This window comes from Pseudolysinimonas sp. 10J20-29, from assembly GCF_055809595.1.
In genome coordinates, this window is sequence record NZ_CM147917.1 from 34774 (window position 1) to 58185 (window position 23412).

Annotated in this window: 21 protein-coding genes and 1 tRNA gene; 12 read left to right on the forward strand and 10 right to left on the reverse strand. The window is 69.5% G+C overall.

Translation table 11 applies throughout. The features are described from left to right. Positions 1–28: 28 nt before the first annotated feature. Together AC0L6Y_RS00195 and AC0L6Y_RS00200 are read right to left on the reverse strand one after the other, a co-directional pair. Positions 29–1459 carry a serine hydrolase domain-containing protein gene (locus AC0L6Y_RS00195; RefSeq protein ID WP_473553444.1) on the reverse strand — a complete coding sequence of 477 codons (1431 nt, stop codon included), beginning with the start codon at positions 1457–1459 and terminating at the stop codon, positions 29–31. Between the two features lie 123 nt (positions 1460–1582). Continuing rightward, positions 1583–2305 (reverse strand): DUF4386 domain-containing protein, encoded by a 723-nt coding sequence (locus tag AC0L6Y_RS00200; RefSeq protein WP_473553447.1) that lies wholly within the window; start codon positions 2303–2305, stop codon positions 1583–1585. Between the two features lie 130 nt (positions 2306–2435). Between AC0L6Y_RS00200 and AC0L6Y_RS00205 the strand changes: the two genes are divergently transcribed. From AC0L6Y_RS00205 to AC0L6Y_RS00240, 8 genes are all read left to right on the forward strand, one after another. After that, positions 2436–3113 (forward strand): TetR/AcrR family transcriptional regulator, encoded by a 678-nt coding sequence (locus AC0L6Y_RS00205; protein WP_473553449.1) that lies wholly within the window; start codon positions 2436–2438, stop codon positions 3111–3113. 39 nt (positions 3114–3152) lie between these two features. Continuing rightward, complete coding sequence (locus AC0L6Y_RS00210; RefSeq protein WP_473553451.1) at positions 3153–3758, forward strand: GNAT family N-acetyltransferase; 606 nt, start codon at positions 3153–3155, stop codon at positions 3756–3758. Positions 3759–3993: 235 nt separating this feature from the next. After that, positions 3994–5277, forward strand: coding sequence for an ABC transporter substrate-binding protein (locus AC0L6Y_RS00215; RefSeq protein WP_473553453.1), 1284 nt, complete (start codon positions 3994–3996; stop codon positions 5275–5277). 86 nt (positions 5278–5363) lie between these two features. Further along, positions 5364–6248, forward strand: coding sequence for a carbohydrate ABC transporter permease (locus AC0L6Y_RS00220; RefSeq protein ID WP_473553456.1), 885 nt, complete (start codon positions 5364–5366; stop codon positions 6246–6248). Next, positions 6238–7101 (forward strand): carbohydrate ABC transporter permease, encoded by an 864-nt coding sequence (locus AC0L6Y_RS00225; RefSeq protein WP_473553459.1) that lies wholly within the window; start codon positions 6238–6240, stop codon positions 7099–7101. The genes AC0L6Y_RS00220 and AC0L6Y_RS00225 overlap by 11 nt, the downstream gene beginning before the upstream one ends. 34 nt (positions 7102–7135) lie before the next feature. Then, complete coding sequence (locus AC0L6Y_RS00230) at positions 7136–8062, forward strand: N-acetylglucosamine kinase (protein ID WP_473553462.1); 927 nt, start codon at positions 7136–7138, stop codon at positions 8060–8062. Continuing rightward, on the forward strand, positions 8059–8808 hold the full coding sequence (locus AC0L6Y_RS00235; RefSeq protein WP_473553466.1) for a sugar isomerase domain-containing protein: 750 nt from the start codon (positions 8059–8061) through the stop codon (positions 8806–8808). Before AC0L6Y_RS00230 ends, AC0L6Y_RS00235 begins: the two co-directional genes overlap by 4 nt. Continuing rightward, complete coding sequence (locus tag AC0L6Y_RS00240; protein ID WP_473553470.1) at positions 8805–10148, forward strand: protein O-GlcNAcase; 1344 nt, start codon at positions 8805–8807, stop codon at positions 10146–10148. Before AC0L6Y_RS00235 ends, AC0L6Y_RS00240 begins: the two co-directional genes overlap by 4 nt. On the opposite strand, the gene AC0L6Y_RS00245 is transcribed toward AC0L6Y_RS00240, so the two are convergent. The 7 genes from AC0L6Y_RS00245 to AC0L6Y_RS00275 form a co-directional block, all read right to left on the reverse strand. Continuing rightward, the gene (locus tag AC0L6Y_RS00245) at positions 10135–11142 is read right to left on the reverse strand and encodes a Gfo/Idh/MocA family protein (protein ID WP_473553474.1); all 1008 of its coding nucleotides are present in this window, start codon (positions 11140–11142) and stop codon (positions 10135–10137) included. The genes AC0L6Y_RS00240 and AC0L6Y_RS00245 overlap by 14 nt on opposite strands. Then, the gene (locus AC0L6Y_RS00250; RefSeq protein WP_473553476.1) at positions 11139–12161 is read right to left on the reverse strand and encodes a zinc-dependent alcohol dehydrogenase; all 1023 of its coding nucleotides are present in this window, start codon (positions 12159–12161) and stop codon (positions 11139–11141) included. Before AC0L6Y_RS00250 ends, AC0L6Y_RS00245 begins: the two co-directional genes overlap by 4 nt. Continuing rightward, entirely contained in the window at positions 12158–13063 is a 906-nt protein-coding gene (locus tag AC0L6Y_RS00255) for a Gfo/Idh/MocA family protein (RefSeq protein ID WP_473553479.1), read from the reverse strand. The genes AC0L6Y_RS00250 and AC0L6Y_RS00255 overlap by 4 nt, the downstream gene beginning before the upstream one ends. After that, positions 13060–14091 (reverse strand): N-acetylglucosamine kinase, encoded by a 1032-nt coding sequence (locus AC0L6Y_RS00260; RefSeq protein WP_473558547.1) that lies wholly within the window; start codon positions 14089–14091, stop codon positions 13060–13062. The genes AC0L6Y_RS00255 and AC0L6Y_RS00260 overlap by 4 nt, the downstream gene beginning before the upstream one ends. 52 nt (positions 14092–14143) lie before the next feature. Then, the gene (locus AC0L6Y_RS00265; RefSeq protein ID WP_473553483.1) at positions 14144–15262 is read right to left on the reverse strand and encodes an ROK family protein; all 1119 of its coding nucleotides are present in this window, start codon (positions 15260–15262) and stop codon (positions 14144–14146) included. Positions 15263–15801: 539 nt separating this feature from the next. Next, complete coding sequence (locus AC0L6Y_RS00270) at positions 15802–16920, reverse strand: glycerate kinase (RefSeq protein WP_473553486.1); 1119 nt, start codon at positions 16918–16920, stop codon at positions 15802–15804. Positions 16921–17559: 639 nt separating this feature from the next. After that, entirely contained in the window at positions 17560–17955 is a 396-nt protein-coding gene (locus AC0L6Y_RS00275) for an ACT domain-containing protein (RefSeq protein WP_473553488.1), read from the reverse strand. Between the two features lie 93 nt (positions 17956–18048). Between AC0L6Y_RS00275 and AC0L6Y_RS00280 the strand changes: the two genes are divergently transcribed. Continuing rightward, positions 18049–18121, forward strand: a tRNA-Arg gene (locus AC0L6Y_RS00280). 72 nt (positions 18122–18193) lie between these two features. Here the strand turns inward: AC0L6Y_RS00280 and AC0L6Y_RS00285 are convergent. Beyond that, a complete protein-coding gene (locus AC0L6Y_RS00285) occupies positions 18194–19378 on the reverse strand; it encodes a LacI family DNA-binding transcriptional regulator (protein WP_473553491.1) in 1185 nt (394 codons plus the stop codon). A gap of 464 nt (positions 19379–19842) precedes the next feature. On the opposite strand from AC0L6Y_RS00285, the gene AC0L6Y_RS00290 reads away from it, so the two are divergent. From AC0L6Y_RS00290 to AC0L6Y_RS00300, 3 genes are all read left to right on the forward strand, one after another. Then, the gene (locus tag AC0L6Y_RS00290) at positions 19843–20793 is read left to right on the forward strand and encodes a substrate-binding domain-containing protein (RefSeq protein ID WP_473553493.1); all 951 of its coding nucleotides are present in this window, start codon (positions 19843–19845) and stop codon (positions 20791–20793) included. 95 nt (positions 20794–20888) lie between these two features. Beyond that, on the forward strand, positions 20889–22403 hold the full coding sequence (locus AC0L6Y_RS00295; protein WP_473553496.1) for a sugar ABC transporter ATP-binding protein: 1515 nt from the start codon (positions 20889–20891) through the stop codon (positions 22401–22403). Then, positions 22400–23410, forward strand: a complete 1011-nt coding sequence (locus tag AC0L6Y_RS00300; protein ID WP_473553498.1) for an ABC transporter permease — start codon at positions 22400–22402, stop codon at positions 23408–23410. Before AC0L6Y_RS00295 ends, AC0L6Y_RS00300 begins: the two co-directional genes overlap by 4 nt. Positions 23411–23412: the final 2 nt, after the last annotated feature.

Genomic DNA, 23412 nt, shown 5'->3' on the forward strand with positions numbered 1-23412 from the left:
CCCGAGGGGCGAGTCGCCAGCCAGCTTTTCAGCTCTCGGCCTGGCCGCCTCGGCGCCCGTACGCGATCCCGAGTCGCAACACCGCCCAGGCCACCCCGGTCGCCGCGGCGGCGATGAACACCAGGCCGACGTCGGGCTGGAAGTGGTTGATCGTGAAGAATGGCGATCCGATGAGGCTCGGAACCAGGCCGAGGATCACCCAGGCGGCGACGGCGGTGGTCAGCAGCGGGAACCACAGGCTGAGCAGGCCCGCGAAGCCGGCGGTGCGCTTGGCGCGGATCGCGACACGATGCCGCCATGCCCAGACCATGCTCGCGAGGTAGAGGGCCGGCAGCAGTGTCATCCCGACGAACAGCGCCCGTGCGGCCCAGTCGGGGCCGGCGCCCGCGTCCTCGAGGCCGAGCGCCGCCGCGGTGATGCCACTGCGCAGCGGGAGGGTGTCGCCGAAGCCGAGACCGCTGCCGCCGTTGGTCAGCACCACGACCGCGCGGTTCTCGGCGGGGATCATCGTCGTGAGCGTCTCGAAGCCGGGGCTCGCCCCGGAGTGCGAGACGGTGCCGTCGGAGGAGTCGAGGAACCAGCCGAAGCCGTAGAACGGGGAGGCGGCGCTCGCCGGCTGCATCATCTGCGCCTTCCCGTCGGCGCTCAGCACGTCATCCTGTCCGTTCATCATGACCTGCAGGTAGCGCGCCAGGTCGTTCGCGCTGGCGACGATCCCGCCCTGCGGTGCCGTCGCCCGGTCGGTCGCCGTCTCGGGCAGGGGCAGCTTGGTGGCGAACCACGACCGGTGGCCGGTCGCCATGACGTCGCGGATCTCGCCGTCGGCCACGAAGCTGCTGCTCATGCCGACCGGCTCGAGGACGTGCTCGGTCACGTAGGCCTGGAACTCCCGGCCGCTGATCACCTCGACCAGGCGACCGAGGATCTGGTAGTTGGTGTTCGAGTACTCCCAGCGCGTCCCCGGTTCATGGGCCGGGGTCTCGTCGGCGAGCCCGTCCACGAGACGTTCGAGCTCGTCGGCATCGCCGCGGGCGTCCGTGTGCGCGGCGTTGCCCTGCAGGGTGGAGAAGCCGCTCGTGTGACTGAGCAGCTGTCGGATGGTGATCGCTCCGGCCGGCTGCCCGGAGAAGCCGTCGAGGTATGTCGAGATCTCGGCATCGAGCTCGACGTCGCCGGCCTCGACGAGCTGCATCACCGCCAGCGCCGTGAAGCTCTTCGAGATCGAGCCGGTCAGGAACGGGGTGTCCGCGGTCACGGGGGTGTCCTCGCCGAGGCGGGCGACGCCGCGGGCGCCGGAGGCGCCGAGCTCGCCATCGACGACGACCGCGTAGGAGACCCCGGGCACGCCCGAGGCCGCCAGTTCACGGTCGATGACCTCATTGATGGCATCGTCCAGAGCGCTCGCGGGCAGTGCCGCGCTGAGTCCGATCACGAGCGTGGTCAGCAGGGGGCGGATCATCGTGCTTCTCCTTGAAGACGTGCGCCGAGATCGGGTTCATTCGACCGTAGCGGCACGGGATGGAACGTGGGGAGGGGCGGTGGCCCGCATCGTGGGATGCGGGACCACCGCCCCGGTCGCAGGCTAGGCGGCGGTCAGCACCAGGTTCTCGTCGCGGGTGACGGCGCTCGAGCGGCGGCTGGCGCGGATCAGCCACACCGTGAACGTCAGTTCGGCGACGATCGACGCGGTCGCGACGACCGCGAGCATCAGATCGGCGACCGCGGCGTAGTCGGTCAGCAGGATGTGCGCGAGGGTGTCGATCGCATAGGTCGCTCCGGCGACCGCGAGGATGATGCCGATGGGGCGAGGCGCGATGCGGGAGCGCACAATGAGGGCGCCGAGCGTCATCAGGTGCACGCCGAAGGCGAGCAGGCCGATGAACCACGCGAAGTCGAACGCGGCGAACATGAGCAGCGCGGCGTCCGCGCCGAGGCTGGTCGCGCCGATGGCGATCTCAAGGCCGAGGAACATGAACACGGCGGCGACGCCGAGGAAGACCGTGTAGGCCAGGCGGAACCACGCGACGAGCAGCGACCGCGCGCGACCGCCGGGGGCGAAGAGCACGTAAAGCCCCCACGCGACCGGGATGTCGAGCAGGAACACGACGGCGAATGCGGCGAGGCCGAGCCGGAACAGGCCCTCCTGCTCGCGAATGGCGGCGACGGTCGCGTCGGCGTCCGCGGGGTCGATCATCCCCTGCTTGACGACGAAGTTGGCGAAGATCGCCAGGACGAAGAGGGCGACGTAGCCGGCGGCGGCGACGCGCGCCGCCGTGCGCCGGGTGGTGTCGGTGAGTGCGGACATGGGTGATTCTCCTTCGGCTCGTTGATGGACTGCAGGTGAGGTGGCTCACGTTCGTACTTAGTACGATGACATGCAGAACCGTAGCGATACTTAGTACGATGAGTCAAGCCCGAATCTGAAGGAGATCGCGATGGCGCAGACAGAAGGCCGGTCGCGTACGTCGCTCGACCGCAATCGGATCATCGACGGAGCGGTCGAGCTCGCCGACGAGATCGGGCTGGATCCCCTGACGATCCGACGGCTCGCCGAGCACCTCGGGGCGCGCCCGATGAGCCTCTATCACTACGTCTCGAACAAGGACGACATCGTCGACGGCATGGTCGGTCGCGTCTTCGACGAGGTCGAGCGGCCCGATCCGGAGGCGCCGTGGAAGGAGGCGGTCGCGAGTCGGGCCCGCTCGCTGCGGGCGGCGCTGCGCCGGCATCCGTGGGCGATTCCGATCATGGAGTCGCGCCGCACGCCGGGGCGCGACATCCTCGAGCATCACGAGGCGATGCTGGCCACCTGGCTGGGGACCGGCTTCCCTCTGCAGATCGTCGCGCACGGGCTCGCGGTCGTGGATGCGTTCGTCTACGGCTTCGCACTGCAGGAGGCGGCGCTGCCGTTCGGGGAGAACGACGGCGATCTGACCGAGGCGAGCGAGCAGATCGTCGCGCCGCTGTCTCCCGAGCACTATCCGGCGCTGACGCGGTTCACGGCCGAGCACGTGATGCAGCCGGGCTACAGCTTCGGCGACTCGTTCGAGGCCGGTCTCGGCTTCGTGCTCGACGGTGTCGAGCGCGCGGGGCGGGACGCGACGCCCGCGTAGCAGGTGCTCGCCGCCGGCGGGCCGTGCAGAATGGGCGGCATGCAGATCCGACCCTTCCGACCGACCGACCGCGACGATTGCTACGACGTCTGCGTGCGAACCGGGCTCGCTGGCGGGGACGCCACCGGCTTCTACTCGGACGATTCGCTGACTCCGGACATCTTCTGCGGCCCGTACCTCGAGCTCGAGCCGGACCTGGCGTTCGTGATCGACGACGGTGAGCGCGCGGTCGGATATGTGCTCGGCGCGCACGACACGGCGGACTTCGTGGCGCGCTACCGTGCGCAGTGGCTGCCCGGCTTCGAGCGGCGCCATCCGCTCCGCGACGACGCGAGCGCCGATGAGCGCGAGATGCTCGACCTCGGGCATCGCCCCGAGCGGATGCTCACGCGCGACCTGGACGAATACCCGGCGCACCTGCACATCGATCTGCTGCCCTCGGCGCAGGGCCACGGCCTCGGGCGCGCGCTGATGACGACGCTGCTCGAGGCGCTCACCCGCCGCGGCATCCCGGGCGTGCATCTCGAGATGGATCCGGCGAACACCGGCGCTCTCCGCTTCTACGAGAAGCTCGGCTTCACTCGGCTGGAGGCCGAGGAGCCGGACTCGCTCCGCATGGGCCTGCGTCTGCCCGCCGCCTCCTGAACGCGAGGGGTTCTCGCGAACCTCCGACCGGTCGTCGCCCGAATGGGTCGATCGTGTTACAAGAGCGCCTCATTCCGGCTTCGCCATTGACACCGATATTCAGATGCGGTTCACTTTCCAGCAAGATAGTAAAGTTTACTATCTTCGATCCCGCCCGCGTGGATCGGGTGCTCGGTTCTCGAATCGGCGCGGCTCATCCGTGGGATGCGTGGACGTGACTGGAGAAGGTGGAGACATGCGAAGCAAGACGAATACTGGCCGCATCATGGCGGCCGCCGGAATCGCCGCGGTGGCGACACTCGCGCTCGCGGCGTGCACCGCGACCGCAGATGACGGAGGCGATGTCACGATCCGCATCGCCATGGGCAGCTCGGGCGACGCTGTCGACAGCCAGTTCGACGTCTTGAAGGCGCAGTACGAGGAGATGTACCCGGGACGCACGGTCGAGATCGTCGTCCAGGAGGACGACATCTACCAGACCACGGGCCTCGCCACCCTCCTCTCGAGCCGCGAGGCGCCGGACGCCTACTTCGAGTGGTCCGGGCCCCGAATGGCTCAGCACGTCGCCGACGGCGACGGCGCGGACATCGAAGCGGCCATGGCCGAGGCGCCGTTCTCGGAGCGCTTCGACGAGAGCGCGTTCAACAACATGGACGTCGACGGCTCCGGGATCTACATGGTGCCGTGGACCGGCGACGTGACCAACGTCGTCTGGTACAACGCGGCCGAGTTCGACGCGCTCGGCCTGTCGGTCCCGACCACCTGGGACGAGTACCTCGACGTCAACCAGGCGCTGCTCGACGCGGGCAAGACCCCGCTCGTCGAGGGCAACAAGGACCAGTGGCCGGTCGGAAGCATCGCCTCCCACCTCGCCTCGCGCGTCGTCGGTGAAGACGTCTACTCCGACGTCATGGACGGGCTCGCGCCGATGAACTCCGCCGAGATGGTCGAGGCCATGGGCTACCTGGCCGACCTCGCTCCCTACGTCAACCCGAGCATCAACGCGCTCGCGGACGACGAGGCGACGACGCAGTTCTTCCTCGAGAAGGCCTCGACGATCCAGATCGGCAGCTGGCTGATGGCGGATGCCGCCACCGACGCGGAGGGCCTGGACTTCGACTACTTCAACCTGCCCGCGATCGACGGCGGCGCCGGCGACCAGGCAAGCGTGCTCGGCATCTCGACCGGCTTCATGGTGAACGCCAACTCGGCGTACCAGGAGGAGACGCTCGACTTCCTCGCCCTCATGATCGAGCCCGAGGGCACGCAGCTCTGGGCCGAGGTCGGACTCGCGCCGATGACCCTCGACCCGTTCGCGGGCGTCGAGGCCGACGCGCGGACCGTCTCGCTCGCGGAGCTCCTGAGCAACGCCCCGGTCGTCGTCGCTCCCGCCGACAGCGGTCACGACATCGAGATCGCGGCCGCGTTCTACGACGCCGCTGCCTCGATCATCGGCGGCACCGCGACGCCGCAGGAGGCGCTCGACACGGCGCAGAGCCGCATCGACTCCGCCGGCTGATTCACACCCCCCACGGGTGCGGGGTCCGGTCTCGGCCGGGCCCCGCACCACCCCTCACCCCGCGAAAGACGTAACGAGAACGCACCGTGAAGCCAACACGCGCCTGGACTCCCTACCTGCTGATCGCCCCCGCCGTGCTGGTTTTCGCCTTCGTGGTGCTCATCCCCGCCGCCGCGAACACGGTGCTGAGCTTCGCGGACTGGAGCGGCAGCGACACCCTGACCTTCGTCGGGTTCGACAACTTCGCCCGAGCATTCCGCGACGAGATCTACCTCATCTCCTACGGCAACACCTTCGCCTACATCGGCTTGACCCTCATCCTCGAGGTCGCCGTGGGGCTGCTGCTCGCCGGCCTGGTGACGATGGAGGGGCGCAGCACCGCGTTCTACCGGGTCGCCTTCTTCGTGCCGGTGACGCTCCCGATGCTCGTCATCGCCGTGCTCTGGGGCTTCGTCTACAGCGACGACATCGGCCTGATCAACGGCGGCCTGCGGGCGGGCGGACTCGATGAGCTCACCCGGGTCTGGCTCGGCGACCCCTCCACCGCGCTGCTCGCGATCAGCGTCGTCTCCGGCTGGATCTACGCCGGCTTCTACATGGCGATCTTCTACGCGGCGCTCCAGCGCATCCCCAAGCACATCGTCGAGGCGGCGATCCTCGACGGGGCCAGCCAGGCGCGCGTCTTCTTCAACGTCAAGGTGCCCATGATCCGGCCGATGATCGAGGTGGCGGTGCTGCTCTGCGTCACCGGCGCCTTCCAGAGCTTCGACCTCTTCTACGTCATGACGAACGGCGGCCCTGACCATGCGACCGAGATCATCACGACCTACCTCGTCGAGGTCGTCTTCCGCTACCACGACCTCGGCTACGGTGCGGCGCTGGCCACGATCATGACCGTCGTCGTGGTGGTCGTCGGCCTCGTCCTCGTCAAGCTGCGCAGCAAGGATGGAGGTACCGGCGTTGAGTACTGAGTCGACGTCCGCCCGCCGCGGCTGGTACGCCGCGCGTGCCCTGGGAAACCGCACGCTCTTCCACACCGTCATGGTGCTGATCTCGCTGGTCTACGTCGTTCCGCTGGTGTGGATGGTGCTGTCGTCGTTCAAGACGAAACGGGAGATCTTCGACTCGCCGTTCGCCCTGCCGACGCACATCGACCTCGGGGTCTGGGTGGAGGCGTGGGATCGCGGGAACCTCGGACAGTACGTGGTCAACAGCCTCATCACGACCACGGCCTCCGTGTCGGCGATCCTGCTGTTCGGCCTTGCGGCCGCCTACGCGTTCAGCCGGTTCCGCTTCCGGTTCAGCGTTGTTCTGCTGGCGCCGTTCGTGCTCGGGCTGCTGCTGCCGGTGCAGTCCTACCTTACCGCGCAGTCCCGCATCTTCGATGCCTTCTACCTGCTGAACACGCGGTGGGCGCTCATCGTGCCCTACATCGGACTCGGGCTGGCCCTGGCGGTCTTCCTGCTGAAGGCCTACCTCGATTCGATGCCGAAGGAGCTGTTCGAGGCGGCGCGCATGGACGGCGCGGGCGACCTGCGGATGCTGTTCCAGATCGTGCTGCCGCTCATGACGCCGGGCCTCGCCACGGTGGCGGTGTTCTCGATCCTCTCGACCTGGAACGAGTTCCTGCTGGCGCTGCTCTACGTCATCGACGATGACCTGCGCACCATCCCCGCCGGTCTGCTCGCCTTCACCGGTCGATACAGCACGGACTACCCGTCGCTGTTCGCGGCGCTGTCGATCATCACCATTCCGATGATCGCGATCTACGTGATCTTCCACCGTCAGGTGATCTCCGGGGTGACCGAGGGATCCATCCAATGATCGACGGCGCGGGTCGGTCTGCAAGGATCGTGTGATGCACCTCGCGGTCGATGGCGGGCAGTCGCAGATCCGGGCGCGCTCATCGCAGTCGCCCCACGTCGCCACCGTTCCCGGACTCAGCCGACTCGAGGGCGACCTGACGGCGGCCCTGGTGGCGCGCGTGGCCGAGGCCACCGCGCAGCTGGCGATCGGCACCGGGCCGCTGGAGCGGGTGGTGCTCGGGCTCAGCACCCTGCCGGAGCACCATGAGGCTCGGCTCGACCTGCTCGCGGCGCTCGGCGAGGTTCTGCCGGCATCCGAGATCTGGGTGACCGGGGACGCGGTGACCGGGCATGCCGGCGCGCTGGCCGAGCGGCACGGCGTCTCGCTCACCGTCGGCACGGGGGTCGCGTGCATCGGCGTCAGCCGGGTCACGGGCGCGCGCAGCAAGGTCAACGGGGACGGGTTCCTCCTCGGCGACGCCGGTGGCGCGTTCTGGATCGGGCGCCACGGTCTGGCGGCGGTGATCCGCGCCTCCGACGGCCGCGGCGAGGCGACGGCGCTGACCGCCGCTGCCGTCGGCCGCTTCGGCGAGCAGGAGGATCTCGCCGCGCACGTGCACTCCCGGGCGCGCGCGGTCAACGACATCGCGCACTTCGCCGCCGAGGTGCAGGCGACGGCGCTCGCCGGGGATCCGGTCGCCGTCGCGATCATCGACCGGGCCGCCGACGAGCTCGTCCTCACGATTCGAGCCGCCGGACGAGTCATTGCGGAGGGCCCGATCCCGGTCGCGATGTCGGGACGCGCGGTGGCGGAGGGCTCGGCCCTGCACGGCGCGGTCGTGGCGCGCATCGCGGCGGACCGGGGGATCGAGCTTCAGGACAGCGCGGGCACGCCGCTCGACGGCGCGCTGCGGCTCGCCATCGACGCCGAGGTGCACCCGTACGGCGACGCGATCACACGGTGGAGGCGACCGGAATGACCGAGAACATCGACCCGCTGGGGTCCTACCTCGCGCTGCTGCGCGAGAAGCTGACGCAGCTCGAGACCACACAGCGCGCCGCCCTCGAGCGCGCCGCGAAGGCCGTGGCCGAGACCCTCGTGAACGACGGCCTCGTGCACGTCTTCGGATCGGGTCACTCGCACATGGTCGCGGAGGAGCTGTTCTACCGCGCGGGCGGCCTCGGGGCGATCAACCCGATCCTCGAAGGCGATCTCATGCTCCACGAGTCGGCGACCGGATCGACTCAGAAGGAGCGCCAGCCCGGCCGAGGGCACGAGCTGTTCGATCGGCTGAACCCTGATCCGGTCGACACGCTGATCGTGATCTCGAACTCCGGCGGGAATCAGATCGCGCTCGAACTCGCCGAGCGCGCCCGAGCGATCGGGATGGCGGTGATCGCGATCGTCAGCCTGCAGCACGTGCGCTCCGGCGTCGCTCTCCGCGACGGCGTGACGACCCTCGACCAGCTCGCCACGATCACGGTCGACAACCTCGGGGTCGCGGGCGACGCCGCGATCGAGCTTGCCGAGGCCGGCGCGGTCATGGGCCCCACCTCCTCCGTGGTCGGCGTCACGATCGCCAACTCCATCGCGATGACCGCCGTGTCGATCGCGGCCCGCGCGGGCGTGCGCGCCGGGGTGTTCTCCTCCAGCAACGTCGCCGGAGGCGACGAGCGCAACCGCGAGCTGATCGCCCGGTACCAGTCCCGGGTGGTGGCACTGTGACGGCGCGAACGCCCCTCGCGGGCGTGATCGAGGGGTTCTACGGGCGTCCCTGGAGCCACGACGAGCGGCTCGAGATGATCGACTTCCTCGCCGAGGCCGGACTCAACACCTTCATCTACTCGCCGAAGAACGACCTCTTCACCCGGCAGCGCTGGCGCGACCCGTACCCGGCGCGCGAGGCCGCCGAGCTCACCGAACTGGTGACGCGTGCCCACCGCGTCGGGGTGGATGTGCACTTCGCCCTGTCGCCGGGACTGTCGATGCGCTACTCGGATCCCGCCGACACGGATGCGATTCTCGCGAAGTTCGCCCAGGTCGCCGACTTCGGGATCGACGGCTTCGAGCTGTTCCTCGACGACATCCCCGAGGTGCTCCAGCACGGCCCCGACCGCAGCGCCTTCGGGTCGCTCGTCGAGGCGCAGATCGCGGTGGTCGGGGAGGTGTGGACGCGGCTGCGCGCCTCGCATCCGGACGCGCGCTTCGCGGTCTGCCCGACGCAGTACTGGGGCCACGGCGACGAGGAGTACATCAGCGCGCTGGGGCAGAGCCTCCCCGCGGATGTGGGGCTGTACTGGACGGGGCGCGCGATCTGCGCGCCCGAACTGCAGGCCTCCGATGCGCGCGTCTTCGCCGAGCACACGGGCCACCCGCCGCTGTACTGGGACAACTTCCCCGTCAACGACGTGGCGATGACCGGCGAGCTGCATATCGGGCCCTACCTGGGTCGCGAGGCCGAGATCCCGGCACTGGCCCACGGGGTGATCGCGAACGCGATGCCGCTCGCGGAGGCTTCGAAGATCGCCTTCTGCAGCCTTGCCGACTTCATGTCCGACCCCGAGGGCTTCGACGCCGAGGCCAGCTGGGAGGCGGCCATCGCGCGCATCGCGGGTCCGCGCGATGCGGCGGCGCTGCGCGAGTTCGCGGACGCCTGCCGAGGCTCGGCGCTGTGCACCGACGACGCGCCGCGGCTGGCGGCCCATCTTGAGCGCTTCGCCTTCCAGTACCAGTTCGAAGACCAGGTGACGGCGGTCGCGGAGCTCCGCGCGCGGGTCGCCGCGATGCTCGAGGTCACGGCGCCGCTCGAGGCTCCGGAGAACGCGCGCCTCGGCGCGGAGATCGCGCCCTGGCTGGCGCAGTATCGGCGCGGGCTTCAGTCGCTGCTGACGGCGATCGACCTGATTCCGACGACGGGGGAGGGCGTGCCGGCGAGCCTCGAGGGCCGCGACCGCGACGTGGTGGCTGCCCTGCTGGAGGAGTTCCGCTCGCACCGGCTTCGCGTCTTCGGCGACGTGCTCGACATGTTCCTCTCGGATCTGTCGGGCGAGTTCACTCCGCGCTGACGGGAGCGAGGGCGACGCGCTCGCCCTGACGCCACGACGCGGTAGCGGCTTCGAGCACCCGCGCCCCCTGGATCGCATCCGCGAGCGGGTGGAGCAGCTCGGCGTCGCCGCGGACCGCGGCGGAGAAGCGCTCGACCTGCGCGACGTACGAATCGGCGCCGGGCACGACGATCCTCACCGCCTGCTCGTCGATCGTGAGCACGATGTCGACCTCGCCGCTCGGGCAGAGGAACGGGTGCGGAATCGTGAGGCGCCCGCGGGAGCCGGTGATCTCGATCCGGTCGTCGTCGGCGCTCCACATGCTCACCTGCGCGGTCGCCCCGACGCCGTCCGGGAACTCCAGCAGGAGGGCGGTGCTCATGTCGATGTCGCCGTGCACCGCGGAGGCGGCGGCGTGCGCCGTCACGGCGGTCGGCTCCGCGCCGAGCAGGTAGCGCGAGGCATGGATCGCGTAGCAGCCGACGTCGTAGACGGCACCGCTGCCGGGGGCGCCCTGGAACCCGGAATGGTCGAGCTCGTCCGAGGCGTCGAAGGTGAAGACGGTGTGGAGCGAGCGCACCGCGCCGATCCGCCCGGAGGAGATGAGGTCGCGCACCGCGGCGATGCGCGGGTGGTGCGCGTACATGAACGCCTCGGCGACGAGCACCCGGTGCTCGTCGGCAAGCGCGGCGAGGTGGCGCGCCTCCGCCTCGGTCACGGTGAACGGCTTCTCGCATAGCAGGTGCTTGCCGGCACGGATCACGCGCTCCGCCCAGTGCGCGTGCTGCGCGTTGGGGACGGGCAGGTACACCGCGTCGATGCGCGGGTCGGCGAGCAGCGCGTCGTAGTCGCCGAACGCCTCCACGCCGTAGCGCTCGGCGGCGGCCTCGGCCTTGGCGGGCCGCCGGCTCGCGATCCCGATCAGCTCGGCGCCCTCCGCAGCGAGCAGAGCGGGGGCCATCGCCTCGGTGATGCCGGCGACGCCGAGCACGCCCCAGCGCACTGCCGCGCTCATGCGGGCACCGCCGACCAGTCGAACAGCACACCCAGATAGCGCGAGCGGTCCTCGCGCAGATCCGCATAGAGCCCCGGCGCCTCGAGCGGGTTCGCGCGATGCGTGATCAGGGACTCCACCTCGAGTCGGCCATCGCGGAGGTAGTCGAAGAACAGCGCCGTCATCTCGGCGGGCGTCCAGCGCTGGTGGATGCTGGATCGCTCCGGCGCCGTCGACGCGTGCACGCCGATGATCGTGATGCCGTCGGCGACGATGCGCGGTCCGAGGTGCTGCTGGCTGGGGTGCGGGCTGTCGCCCACCAGCACGAGTCGACCGTGCGGGCGCAGCAGCGTCGAGGTGTCGGCGAACGCGACGGGATGCCCGGTGACATCGAAGGCGACGTCCAGAAGCCCGCCCCCGGTCTCCGCGCGCACGGCGTCGTGCGCCGCGCCCGCGTGGTCGGCGATCGCGACCGTCGCGCCGCCGCGCAGAGCGGCCTCGCGTCGCGCGGGATCGGGGTCGATCGCCACGATGTGGCGCGCGCCGCTCAGGCGCAGGTAGCGCACGATCAGCTGACCGAGCAGCCCCAGGCCGATGACGCCGACCGATTCGCCCAGGTCGAGGCCCGCACGGCGCACGCCCCACTGGGTCGTGACGGCGAGCGAGGCCCAGCAGGCGTCCTCGGAGCGGACGCCGTCGGGCACGACGATCGCCTCGTCGCGGGGCACGGTGACGAACTGGGCGTGCGGCGCGGGAAGCGCCACGCGGTCGCCGACGCGCACGTCGTCGACGTCGCGGCCGACAGCGACGACCTCGGCGGTGAGCGAGTAGCCGGGGGCGAACGGGAATCGCACCCACTCCTCCCAGAACGTGCCCGGTTCGAAGTCGCCCGCCAGGCAGAACGTCTCGGTTCCGGTGCTCACGAGCGACGCGAGAGCGCGGCAGGTGATCTCGGTCGGCCCCGGTTCGGGAACCGCGCGTCGCACCAGGTCGACGTCTCCGGCTGCGGGGAACACGATGTCGAGCGACTCGTGCGTCACGGCGTGGCCCCCGCGGAGGTCAGCTGCTCTTCGGCATCCGCGAGGAGGCGGACGATGTCGCGACCGAAGGCGACGTCGCACGGGTGCGCGAGCTCGCCGCTGCGGGCGTTCGCCCCGAGCTCGTCGAGCGCGAGGGTGAGCGAGGCGAGAGCGTCCACATCGTCGACGGGGACCTCGATCCGGCCGAGCTCGCCCCACACCGTCGTCGAGAAGCCGTCGGCCGGGTCGGGTGCCCGCAGGGTCAGGCTCACGGTGCTGGTCGCGCCGGAGGTGTGGGTCACGACGAGGTGCCGCAGGTCGAGGTCGCCGGCGTGGGCCCGCACCTCGCGAATCGGTCCGACGGTCTTCCACAGGATCGAGAGCGCGTGCGGACCGAGATCCCACAGGCCGCCCTTGTCGTGGCGCCACGGGGTGTTGAACGGGTTGTCGTCGTTCAGCGCCGAGCCGAGCCACAGGCCGCCGCCTCCTCGCAGCGGCTCCGCCTCCTCGCAGCGCGCGATGATGGCGCGCACCCGCGGGTCGAACAGCATGGTGAACAGCACGACCGTCGCGACGCCGTGGTCGCGGGCGGCGGCGACGAGAGCGTCGGCCTCGGCGAGATCCAGGCTGATCGGCTTCTCGAGCAGGACGTGCTTGCCGGCCTTGATCGCGCGGAGGGCGAGGGGCGCCTGAACGTGCGGCGGGAGGGCGAAGGTGACGCCGTCCACCTGCTCGAGAAAGGCATCGAAGTCGTCGGTCGCGGTGACCCCGGTGTGCTCGGCCGCCACCGCGCTGGCGCCGTCGAGGCTGCGCCCCCACACGCTCGTCAGCTCCCAGTCCTGCGAGGCGACCACGGCGGGAGCATGCGTCACGCGCGCCCAGTATCCGGTTCCGGCGAGGCCCATTCGTCGCGTCATCGTCATGTCAGCTTCCGTTCGCTCGTTCGCAGGGACTCCCGCAGTCGGGTACGACGGGAGGCGCGCTCCTCGTCGGTGAGGCTCGGGTCCGACTCCCAGAGGGCCTCGAGGCCCAGCAGGGCGGATCCGTAGATCGGCGCGTCGGACACGATCGTGATCTGCGCGCCGGGGGCGACGGCCAGGATCGCGTCGATCACCGGGGCGACCAGCAGCGACTCGCCCGAGGTGAGCATGCCGCCGCCGAGCACCACTTCGGGCTCTCCGTCGGTCAGGCCCAGCCGCCGCAGCGAGGTGGTGACCAGCAGCGCGATCTCCTCCGCCTGGCGCGCCATGATGGCGAGCGCGATGGGATCGCCGGCGCGGGCTTCCGCGAACAGCACGGGAACGATCTCGTGCATCCGGTCGAAGTCGATCGTGCGCAGGTGCATCGCCTCGGTGACGGCGACCGCGTTCGGGAGTCCGAAGTGGGCGGCAACGGCGCCGGTCAGGCTGGTCGCCGGCCCGCGGCCGCTCTCCGCGCGCGAGCAGTACCAGAGCACCTCCTTGGAGATGCCGAGCCCGCCGCCCCAGTCGCCGGAGATCCGTCCCAGTGCGGGGAAGCGCACGCGTGAGCCGTCCGGTCCGACGCCGACGCTGTTGATGCCCGCGCCGCAGACGACGGCGACACCGAATCCCGCGCTCGTGCCGGTGCGCAGCATGGCCAGGGTGTCGTTCTCGACGACCACCTCGCGCGCCCACCCGTGCGCCACGATCGCCTCGTTGATGCGCTCCTCCTCGATGGGAAGGTCCGCGTTGGCGAGGTAGCCCACGGCGAGATCGACGATGCCGTCGGGGGCGGAGGCGAGGGCGGTGGCGACATCGTCGGCGAGGAGTTCGACGGCGGCCGCCGCGCCGATCAGATGCGGGATGAAGGGCCCCGAGCGCTGGCGCGCGATGACCTCACCGCTCTCGCGCACGACGGCGATATCGGTCTTGCTGTTTCCGCCGTCCAGGGCGAGCAGTGTGCGCGGTGTCGCGGCGGCTGCGGGGAGCATCTCGTTCACGCGTCCCTTTCAGTGCGTCGAGGTGGCCGGGAAAGAGGTCGGCTCAGGTCGAGAAGACGCGATCGCGGGCGAGCTCGAGGCTCGACATCAGGGCGCCGGACATCACGGGATCGTCGGTGACCGTGGCCGCCACGACGGGCGGCGTCGCCAGCGCGACCGTCGAGAGCTCCGCGGTGATCGCGGAGCGCAGGGCCGGGCCGCCGAGCGTCGCGAGGCTCCCCGCGACGACGATCTGCCGCGGGTCGAGGAGGGCATGGATCGACGCCAGGCCGACCGCGTATCGTTCGGCGATCGCCGTGAGCAGGGTGGTCGCCTCGGCGCTGTCCGCGGCGGCCGCGGCCGTCATGGCCTCCGATGCGCTCGCCGCGGAGATCCCGTGCTCGGCGGCCAGGCGCACGATCGCCTCCTCGCCGACGAGGTCCTCGAAGCCTCCGCGGTTCACCCCGGCGGGGTTGCGCACGACCGGCACCCCGGAGGGCTGGATGAACGCGGCTTCTCCGGCGGCGCCGTGGCTGCCGCGGTAGACCCGGCCGTCGATGACCATCGCGCCGCCGATGCGCTCGTCGAGCCAGAGCAGGAAGAAGTTGTCGGCGTCGTCGCTCGCGGCGCGATGCTCGGCCACCGCGACGAGGTTCACGTCGTTCTCGATCCGAACCGGGCAGGCGAGCAGCGACTCGAAACCGGCGACGAGGCCGGGTTCCTGCCAGTCGTGCAGGTGGTCGGAGTAGCGGAGCTGGTCGGCGTCGGGGTCGTAGGAGCCGGGGGCCCCGACGACGACGGCCGAGAGCTCGTTCGGTGCGATTCCCGCCGACTCGGCGGCGGAGCGAATGGCGGAGACGGCCCGCCGGTATCCGACCTCCCCGGTGTCGACGTCATCCGCGAGGTGCAGGTCGGCGACGGGCGCGCCGACGATGTCCACGATGCGCACGTGGATCTCGGCGGGCGTGACGTTGAGCGCGGCCGCGTAGCCGGCGCGCGGATTCAGTCGGTACAGCTGTGGGGCGCGTCCGCCGGGGCCGGGGGTGCCGACGCCCGCATCCACGACCAGTCCGCTCTCTTCGAGTCGGACGAGGAGCTGGGATGCGGTCGGCTTCGAGAGCCCGGTCAATCGGCCGACGTCGCCGCGGCTGAGCGTGGTGTGCTCGATGAAGAGGTCCAGCACGACGCGGTTGTTGAGCGAACGCAGCAGGCCCGGTGTCGCGGGCGTGGGTGCGGCGGTCGGCTGCCCGCGGCGAGGCGAGGCGTCGCGTGTACGGGATGGGGTCAACGCCGCGCTCCAGACAAGTTAGGAAACTTTACTATCTCGAAATCTATCCAGGATCCGGGGGCCTGTCAATCAGAAACGGCGGCCGGGCGGCGAAGAAATCCCCGGTGCGCAGGAGGCTACCGTGCGCGCGGGGGCGCCGCGGCCCAGGCGCCGGCGCGATCGGCGTCGGCCCATACCCCAGGGGGTATAGTGGGGGCGCGGCTGCGCCGTAGTGACACTGCCGCGGTCACCCCACGAACCCCCCGTCTTGCTGTCGGGAAGAGAAGGAGAACACCGATGTGCCACGCCGTCACCTGTCGCAAGTGCGGAAAGACCACCTGGTCGGGCTGCGGGCAGCACGTCAATCAGGTCATGCGCGGTGTGCCCACGTCGCAGCGCTGCGACGGGCACCAGAACGAGCCGTCGAGCGGCTTCTTCGGCCGGCTCTTCGGTCGCTAGAGCGACCCGGGGCGGCGCGGCTCCCACGGTTCGCGCGCGGCGAGCTCCGCCCCCGCGGCGCGCAGCCAGCGCTCCGGCTCGGCGATCGCGTTCGCGCTTCCGCCTGCGAGCTCGGTGAGCGTCACGAGGCCTCGCGGGTCGGGGTTCGACCGCGGGTCCTCCGCCTGTCCGGCGACGATGCACACGGTGGCGCCGCGGGACTGCGCCAGCTCGAGCAGGTGTCCGACGACCTTGCCCTGAAGCGAGGTGCGGTCGAAACGGCCCTCGCCGGTGATGAGGACGTCGCCCGCTGACAGTTCATCCGCCAGCCCCGTCAGTGCGGCGAGCTGGTCGGCGCCGGGCCGGAGCTGCGCCCCCCATGCGGCGCGCAGGCCGAAGCTCGTGCCGCCGGCGGCACCATCCCCGGCCTCGTTGCCGCTGTCGCCGAGCAGTGCGGCGAGCCGCGCCAGGCCGCGGTCGAGCTCCCGCACCTGCGCCGCGGTGGCGCCCTTCTGCGGTCCGAAGACGGCCGCCGCGCCGTGGGCGCCGAGCAGGGGAGCGGTCACGTCGCTCAGGCAGACGATGCCGCGCGGCGGAGCCGGGCGGAGGTCGTCGAGCACGATGCGGTCGAGTTCGGTGAGCCCGCCGCCCCCGAGAGGGACGGGTCGACCGGCGGCGTCCAGGAACCGGGCGCCGAGCGCCGCCAGTGCGCCCGCGCCGCCGTCGGTGCTCGCCGAGCCGCCGAGGCCGCCGATCAGGCGATCGGCACCGGCGTCGAGCGCCGCGGCGATCAGTTCGCCGACCCCGAAGGTGTGCGCGCCCATCGGGTCGAGTTCGTCGACCAGGGGCAGGCCGCTGCTCTGCGCCATCTCGACGACCGCGGTGCCATCGTCGAGCATGAGCCACTCGGCGCGCACCTCGCGCGTCTGCGGGCCGCGCACGAGCGCCTCGTGTCGGACGGCTCCGGACTGCGAGGTCTCCACCGCGTCGAGGGTGCCCTCGCCGCCGTCGGCCATCGGCTTCAGCAGCACGGTGTCGTGCGCTCGCACTTCACGCCAGCCCGCCGCGATCGCGCGGGCGGCATCCCGTGCCGAGACGGTTCCCTTGAGGGAGTCGGGGGCAACAATGACGCGCACGATGCCCGACTCTAGCGGCACGCGCGCGAAGGGGCCCGCAACGCCTCGATGTCGCCCCCGGTGTCCGCATTGTGTACCCCGAATGGACCTCAACTCGGATCGGGGTACAAGATTCCGGACCGTGCGCGGGTCGGCCCGGGTGCCGTTTCAGCGTGGAAAGTACGGTCGATTGCCGACTAATCGGGGTACAAAACGGGCCGTTCTGGCCCGGAAAACGGCCCTCGGGGGCCATTCGGGGCACATTTGCCCCCCGGAGTGGGGAGAACATACCCCCCGAACGGGTGTCGGCATTGTGGAGGACGACTGCTTAGTCTATGTGCGGGGGACAAAACAGGTCCCCCAAACCCCGGACTATCACCACCTCGACCGACTAGGACACATCATGCTGGAACTCGCTCCCGCCGCCGCACTCGCCATCACCGCGTTGCTCGCCGCCGCGTGCTTCATCGCCGCTGCTGTCCGCCCCGGCCCCGGTGCCCGCCGCGCCTGACCACCCTGAACCGTCAGGCGCGGTGATCCCGCGCACCATCCCACGTCGCAGTGACCGGGCCTTCCGGCCCTAACCCGCATCACCGCGACGCACCTCACACCCCGACTCGACGAAGCGCGGCAACTCCCCGGCTGCCGCGCTTCGTTGTGTCAGGAGTCGATTCGGCTCAGCCGCTCCAGCACGCGCAGCGCCGCCGCGGCGTCGTCGACATCGACGAGCACGTGGTCGTGATGCAGCCCGGCGATCACGTTGCAGCTCAGCCCCGCCTCCGCGAGGGCGGTGGCGAATGCCGCGGTGAGTCCGACGGCGTCGAGCGCGGAGTTCACCTCGAGCGTGATCCACGCCGCGACGAAGTCGTAGTCGAGACCGGCCGTCTCGGCGACCTCGCGCGCGACGACGGCGCACATCCCCTCCGGCTCGCGGATGAGCGCCTCGATGCGGTCGAGGTCGAGGTCGGCGTTCCAGGCGACGAAGACGAACTCGCCCGGCCGCTGCACCGGCGCCATGGACCGCAGAAGCTCGTTCAGATCACGGATGCCGGCCACGCCTCGAGCCTACGGGCGGCGGTCGAATCGGGCTCGATTTCTCGGGCACCGAATGCGCTGTTATGATCGTCCGGTTGACCATCGCGTCGACATGCGCCCGTAGCTCAACGGATAGAGCATCTGACTACGGATCAGAAGGTTGGGGGTTCGAATCCCTCCGGGCGCACACTGGTTGAGACAGTGAGACCCCGGTCGCCCTTGCGGAGACCGGGGTTCTTTCTTTTCCGGGGCGGGCCGCTCAGGCGGTCGTCTCGCGCACACGCTGGTCGCTGGAGGCGCGCAGCACGAGCTCCGGCGTGAGCACGATCTGGCGGTGCGTGTGAGCCTCGCCGCCGATCGCGTGCTCCAGCAGCAGCTGGGCGGCGAGCGAGCCGAGCTCGCCGATCGGCTGGCGGACGGTGCTGATCGGCACCACCCAGTCCTGCGCGAAGTCGATGTCGTCGTAGCCGATCAGAACCACGTCCTCGGGCACGCGGATGCCGGAGCGCGACAGCCCGCGGTAGGCGCCGAAGGCGAGCATGTCGTTTCCGCAGAAGATCGCGCTCGGCAGGTCACCCGCGAGGAGGAGCTCGACGGCTCGTTCCCCCTCGGGGACGCCCAGGCCGGAGGCGCTGACTTCGACCAGCGCGGTGTCCGGGTCGAGTCCGGCCCCGACGATCGCGTCGATCACGCCCTTGGATCGCTGGGTGAACTGCCGAAGCCCGGGCGGGCCCCCGATGAAGGCGACGCGCTCGTGGCCTTGTCGGAGCAGGTGCTCGACGGCGAGGCGGGCGCCGAGGACGTTGTCGACCGAGATCGAGCACTCGTCGGGACCGCCCTCGTAGTCGAGGAAGACGACGGGGAGGCCGTTGGGGATCTCGATGTCGATGACGCCCTCATCGTCGGCCTGGTCGGCCGGCGTCAGGAGCACGCCGCGCACGCGCTGGGCCGCGAGCATGGTGAGCAGCTCCCGCTCGCGCTCCACGTCGCTCTCCGAGTTGCAGAGCATCACCACGTGGCCCGCCTGTCGAACGGCATGCTCGACCGCGCGCGAGGCGCCCATGTAGAACGGGCTCGCGGTGTCGAGCACGACTAGTCCGATGACATCGCTCGAGAGGCCGGCGATGACGCGCGCCTGCTGGTTCGGAATGAACTGCAGCTCGGCGATCGCGTCCTCGACGAGGGTCCTGGTTCGCGCGGTCACGCGCTCCGGGTGGTTGATGACGTTCGAGACGGTGCCGACCGAGACGCCGGCGAGTGCGGCGACGTCGCGGATCTGGGGCGTCGCCCGGGCGCGGCGGGCATCCTCGGCGGCGATGACCGCGGAGGCGACGGAGGCGGAGGCCACGGGCGGCAGTTCCGGGCGTGACGGGCGTCCCGCCGTCGGGGCCTCGCGCGAAGGGCGCGGCACGACGTCGGTGGCGTTGATCTTGTTGCGACCCAATGCCCATCACCTCGTTGTTCGGGAACATCATAGAGGTCCGCTCAGCAACCGGCGGAGGAGTCGTGTTGTGTTTCGACTGGGCGGGTGCTAACTTTTGGACCGGTTCAATTATGGACCACAAAACGGACACGCCAACGACGTCAGGGGGCCGGGATGATTGAGCACAGCTGCTCGCCTCGTCACGCGAACGTGACGACTGGTCGTCCGTTGCGAGACTCCCACCTTGAGTGTCTCGTGGCGAGGAACCGCCGATCGGACTCCCGAGGGCGCGGCGCTTCACGCGCGCTTTCGGTCATGCCGCGCGGCGGGTGGTCGACGTTCGACGACGCACCTAGTCGGGTGTTCAGCGACCGCGCCGAAATGTCACATCCCCAATAAACAAGGAGAAACGAATGAAGCAACGACGCTTTAAGGCCATTGCGGTCGGGCTCAGCCTCGCGGTTGGTCTCAGCCTGTCGGCTTGCGTGACGGATGACAGCACGTCCGCCGAGGGCGACCACACGATCGTGATCGTGCCCAAGGACTCCACGAACCCCTGGTTCGTCCGCATGGAGGAGGGAGTCAAGAGCTTCGCTGCTGACTCGGGTCTCAACGTCTACCAGAAGGGCCCGTCGGAGACCGACGCGACCATGCAGGCGCAGGTCATCCGTGACCTGATCGCGCAGGGTGTCGACGCCATCGGCGTCATCCCGGTCGACCCGGGTGCCCTGGAGCCCGTGCTCAAGGAGGCGCTCGACGCCGGCATCGTGGTTGTGACGCACGAGGGTGCGACGCAGGAGAACACGATGTACGACATCGAGGCGTTCAACAACACCCAGTACGGCGGCTTCATCATGGACAACCTCGCCGAGGCCATGGGCGAAGAGGGCCTGTACACGACGATGGTCGGTCACGTGACCAACGCGTCGCACAACGAGTGGGCTGACGGCGCCGTGGCGCAGCAGGCCGCCGAGTACCCGAACATGACCCTCCTGGAGGCCGAGCCCCGCGTCGAGTCGCAGGACGACGGCGAGGTCGCGTACCAGACCGCCAAGGAGCTGTTCAAGAAGTACCCGGACCTCAAGGGCATCGTCGGCACCTCGTCGTTCGACGCCCCCGGCGTCGCGCGTGCGATCGAGGAGCTCGGCCTGACCGGCAAGGTCTTCGTCAGCGGAACCGGCCTCCCGGCCGCCAACAAGGAGATCCTCGAGAAGGGCCTCGTTCAGTCGCTCACGCTGTGGGACCCGGCCGACGCGGGCTACGCGCTGGCCTCTCTCGCCGCGAAGATCCTCGACGGTGAAGAGATCGTCGACGGAATCGACCTCGGTGTCGTCGGCTACGAGTCGATGCAGTTCTCCTCGGTCAACCCCAAGGTGCTCGAGGGCGCCGGCTGGGTTGTCATCAACAAGGACAACGTCGACAGCTTCGGCTTCTGATCATCCGTTCCTGATGTGACGACCGGGGTGGAGCGTCGAACCCGCCGCCCCACCCCGGTCGAACCATGTATTCACCCCTCAGAAAGGTTCCGTTGATGACTGAGCTCCTCGCGGTACGCAATGTGAGCAAGTCGTTCGCCGGCGTTCACGCCCTCGACGACGTCAGCCTCACCATCGGTCGTGGAGAGATCCACTGCCTCGCCGGTGAGAACGGCAGCGGCAAGTCGACCCTCATCAAGGTGATCTCCGGTGTTCACGCCCCCGACGGCGGAACCATCGAGATCGACGGGACGTCGCACAAGCGCCTCACGCCGATGGCCGCCATCAACGCGGGCGTGCAGGTCATCTACCAGGACTTCTCGGTCTTCCCCAATCTTTCGGTCCTCGAGAACCTCGCCCTGACGAGCGAACTCGCGGCCCACCGCAAGCTCATCAACTGGCGCCGGATGCGTCGCATCGCCGAAGAGGCCGTCGCCAAGATCAACTTCGAGATCGACCTCGACGAGAAGGTCGGCCGGCTCTCCATCGCCGAGAAGCAGCTCGTCGCGATCTCCCGCGCGCTGATGAGCGACGCGAAGCTCATCATCATGGACGAGCCGACGACGGCTCTCACCACGCGTGAGGTCGACGCGCTGTTCCGCATCATCCTCGACCTGAAGGAGCGCGGCATCTCGACCCTGTTCGTGAGCCACAAGCTCGAAGAGGTCTTCGAGATCAGCGAGAAGTTCACGATCATCCGCAACGGGCGCAGCGTCGCCACGAAGCGGCCCGAGGAACTGGATCGCGCCTCCTTCTCCTTCTTCATGACGGGCCGCGAGTTCGAGCCCGCCCACTTCACCGCTCCCGCGGACCCCGGTCCCGCGATTCTCGAAGCGCGCGACCTGGGCGCCGATGGCGCCTTCGCCGACGTGAACTTCTCGCTGCACCGCGGCGAGATCCTGGGCATCACCGGTCGACTGGGATCCGGTCGCACCGAGCTCGCCCTCTCGCTGTTCGGCGCGCTGAAGGTCGACCACGGCCAGATCCTCCTCAAGGAGAAGCCCGTCGTGCTGAAGGGGATCCGCTCCGCGATCTCGCACGGCATCGGCTACGTGCCCGAGGACCGGCTCACCGAGGGTCTGTTCCTCGAGCGGTCGATCGGGGCGAACACGATCATCTCCGAGATCGACAACATGGTGACTCCGCTCGGTCTGCTCGACCGCAAGAAGACCCGCACCGAAGCTCAGCGCTGGGTCGACGAGCTGAAGATCGCCACCCCCGACCCCGAGAACGCGGTCAACACCCTCTCCGGTGGAAACCAGCAGCGCGTCGTGCTGGCGAAGTGGCTTGCCACGCAGCCCGAGGTGCTGATCCTGAACGGCCCGACCGTCGGTGTCGACATCGGATCCAAGAGCGATATCCACGCGATTCTGCAGGACCTGGCCCGCAAGGGCATGGCCGTGATCGTCATCTCGGACGACCTGTCCGAGGTCATCGAGAACTGCAGCCGGGTGCTCGTCATGAACGACGGGCGCATCGTGGCGGACCTCGATCCGGAAACGACTTCCGAATCCGAATTGGCAGCGCTGATGGCTCACGACGAGTCCGAAGAAGCAGGAGTACAGCGATGAAAGCGATCGTCCACAAGCTGACGAGATCGAACGAGTTCTACGTCTTTCTCGTGATCGTGGCGTTGAGCGTGGTGATTCAGGCACGAAGCGGCCAGTTCTTCACCGCCAACAACCTCGTCGACATCGCCAACGCGATGGTCGTGCCGGGGCTGTTCGGAATCGGCGCCTTCATGGTGCTGGTGTCCGGCGGAATCGACGTCTCGTTCCCCGCCCTCGCCTCGCTCGCGGTGTACGCGACGACCCGGGTTCTCGTGGATGCGGGCTATGAGGGCGCGCTGTGGCTGCCCTTCCTGCTCGCGATTCTGCTCGGCGGAATCCTCGGCGCCTTCAACGGGCTGTTGACCTCGCGGATCGCGATTCCGGCGCTGATCATCACACTGGGAACAGCGAGCGTCTTCTCCGGCATCATGCAGGGCGCGCTCAACTCGGTGCAGATCCCCAACATCCCGACCGCGATGAAGGAGTTCGGCACCGGGGCGCTGTTCATCGCCACCAACCCGGACTCCGGTCTCACCTCGACGATGCCGGTCTCGTTCCTGCTGCTGGTCGGCGTGCTCGCGGTGGTGTTCTTCCTCATGAAGTTCACGACCTTCGGCCGCGCGATCTACGCGATCGGAGGCGACGAGAGCGCCGCCGAGCGCGCCGGCTTCAAGGTCAAGCGCGTCAAGTTCTGGCTCTACGTCCTCGTCGGAGTGATCGCGGCCCTCGCCGGCCTGGTCCGCACCAGCATGATGGGCCAGATGCACCCGACGAACCTGCTCGGGATCGAGCTGCTGGTGATCGCCGCCGTCGTCCTCGGAGGCACCGCCATCACCGGTGGAACCGGAACCCTGACGGGTGTCGTGCTCGGCACGCTCCTGATCGTGATCGTGCAGAACAGCATGATCCTGGTCGGCATCCCCACCTTCTGGCAGCGCTTCTCGCTCGGCGTTCTCATCATCGTCGGCACGGGAATCTCGGCCATCCAACTCAGCCGTTCGCGCAAGCGTTCGATCGTCACGGTCTAAGG

Coding starts and splice junctions, on each gene's coding strand:
- AC0L6Y_RS00295 (WP_473553496.1), top strand. CDS start 20,889: ATGACTGAGCTCCTCGCGGTACGCAATGTGAGCAAGTCGTTCGCCGGC.
- AC0L6Y_RS00210 (WP_473553451.1), top strand. CDS start 3,153: ATGCAGATCCGACCCTTCCGACCGACCGACCGCGACGATTGCTACGAC.
- AC0L6Y_RS00195 (WP_473553444.1), bottom strand. CDS start 1,459: ATGATCCGCCCCCTGCTGACCACGCTCGTGATCGGACTCAGCGCGGCA.
- AC0L6Y_RS00300 (WP_473553498.1), top strand. CDS start 22,400: ATGAAAGCGATCGTCCACAAGCTGACGAGATCGAACGAGTTCTACGTC.
- AC0L6Y_RS00230 (WP_473553462.1), top strand. CDS start 7,136: ATGCACCTCGCGGTCGATGGCGGGCAGTCGCAGATCCGGGCGCGCTCA.
- AC0L6Y_RS00200 (WP_473553447.1), bottom strand. CDS start 2,305: ATGTCCGCACTCACCGACACCACCCGGCGCACGGCGGCGCGCGTCGCC.
- AC0L6Y_RS00205 (WP_473553449.1), top strand. CDS start 2,436: ATGGCGCAGACAGAAGGCCGGTCGCGTACGTCGCTCGACCGCAATCGG.
- AC0L6Y_RS00260 (WP_473558547.1), bottom strand. CDS start 14,091: ATGCTCCCCGCAGCCGCCGCGACACCGCGCACACTGCTCGCCCTGGAC.
- AC0L6Y_RS00255 (WP_473553479.1), bottom strand. CDS start 13,063: ATGACGATGACGCGACGAATGGGCCTCGCCGGAACCGGATACTGGGCG.
- AC0L6Y_RS00235 (WP_473553466.1), top strand. CDS start 8,059: ATGACCGAGAACATCGACCCGCTGGGGTCCTACCTCGCGCTGCTGCGC.
- AC0L6Y_RS00245 (WP_473553474.1), bottom strand. CDS start 11,142: ATGAGCGCGGCAGTGCGCTGGGGCGTGCTCGGCGTCGCCGGCATCACC.
- AC0L6Y_RS00215 (WP_473553453.1), top strand. CDS start 3,994: ATGCGAAGCAAGACGAATACTGGCCGCATCATGGCGGCCGCCGGAATC.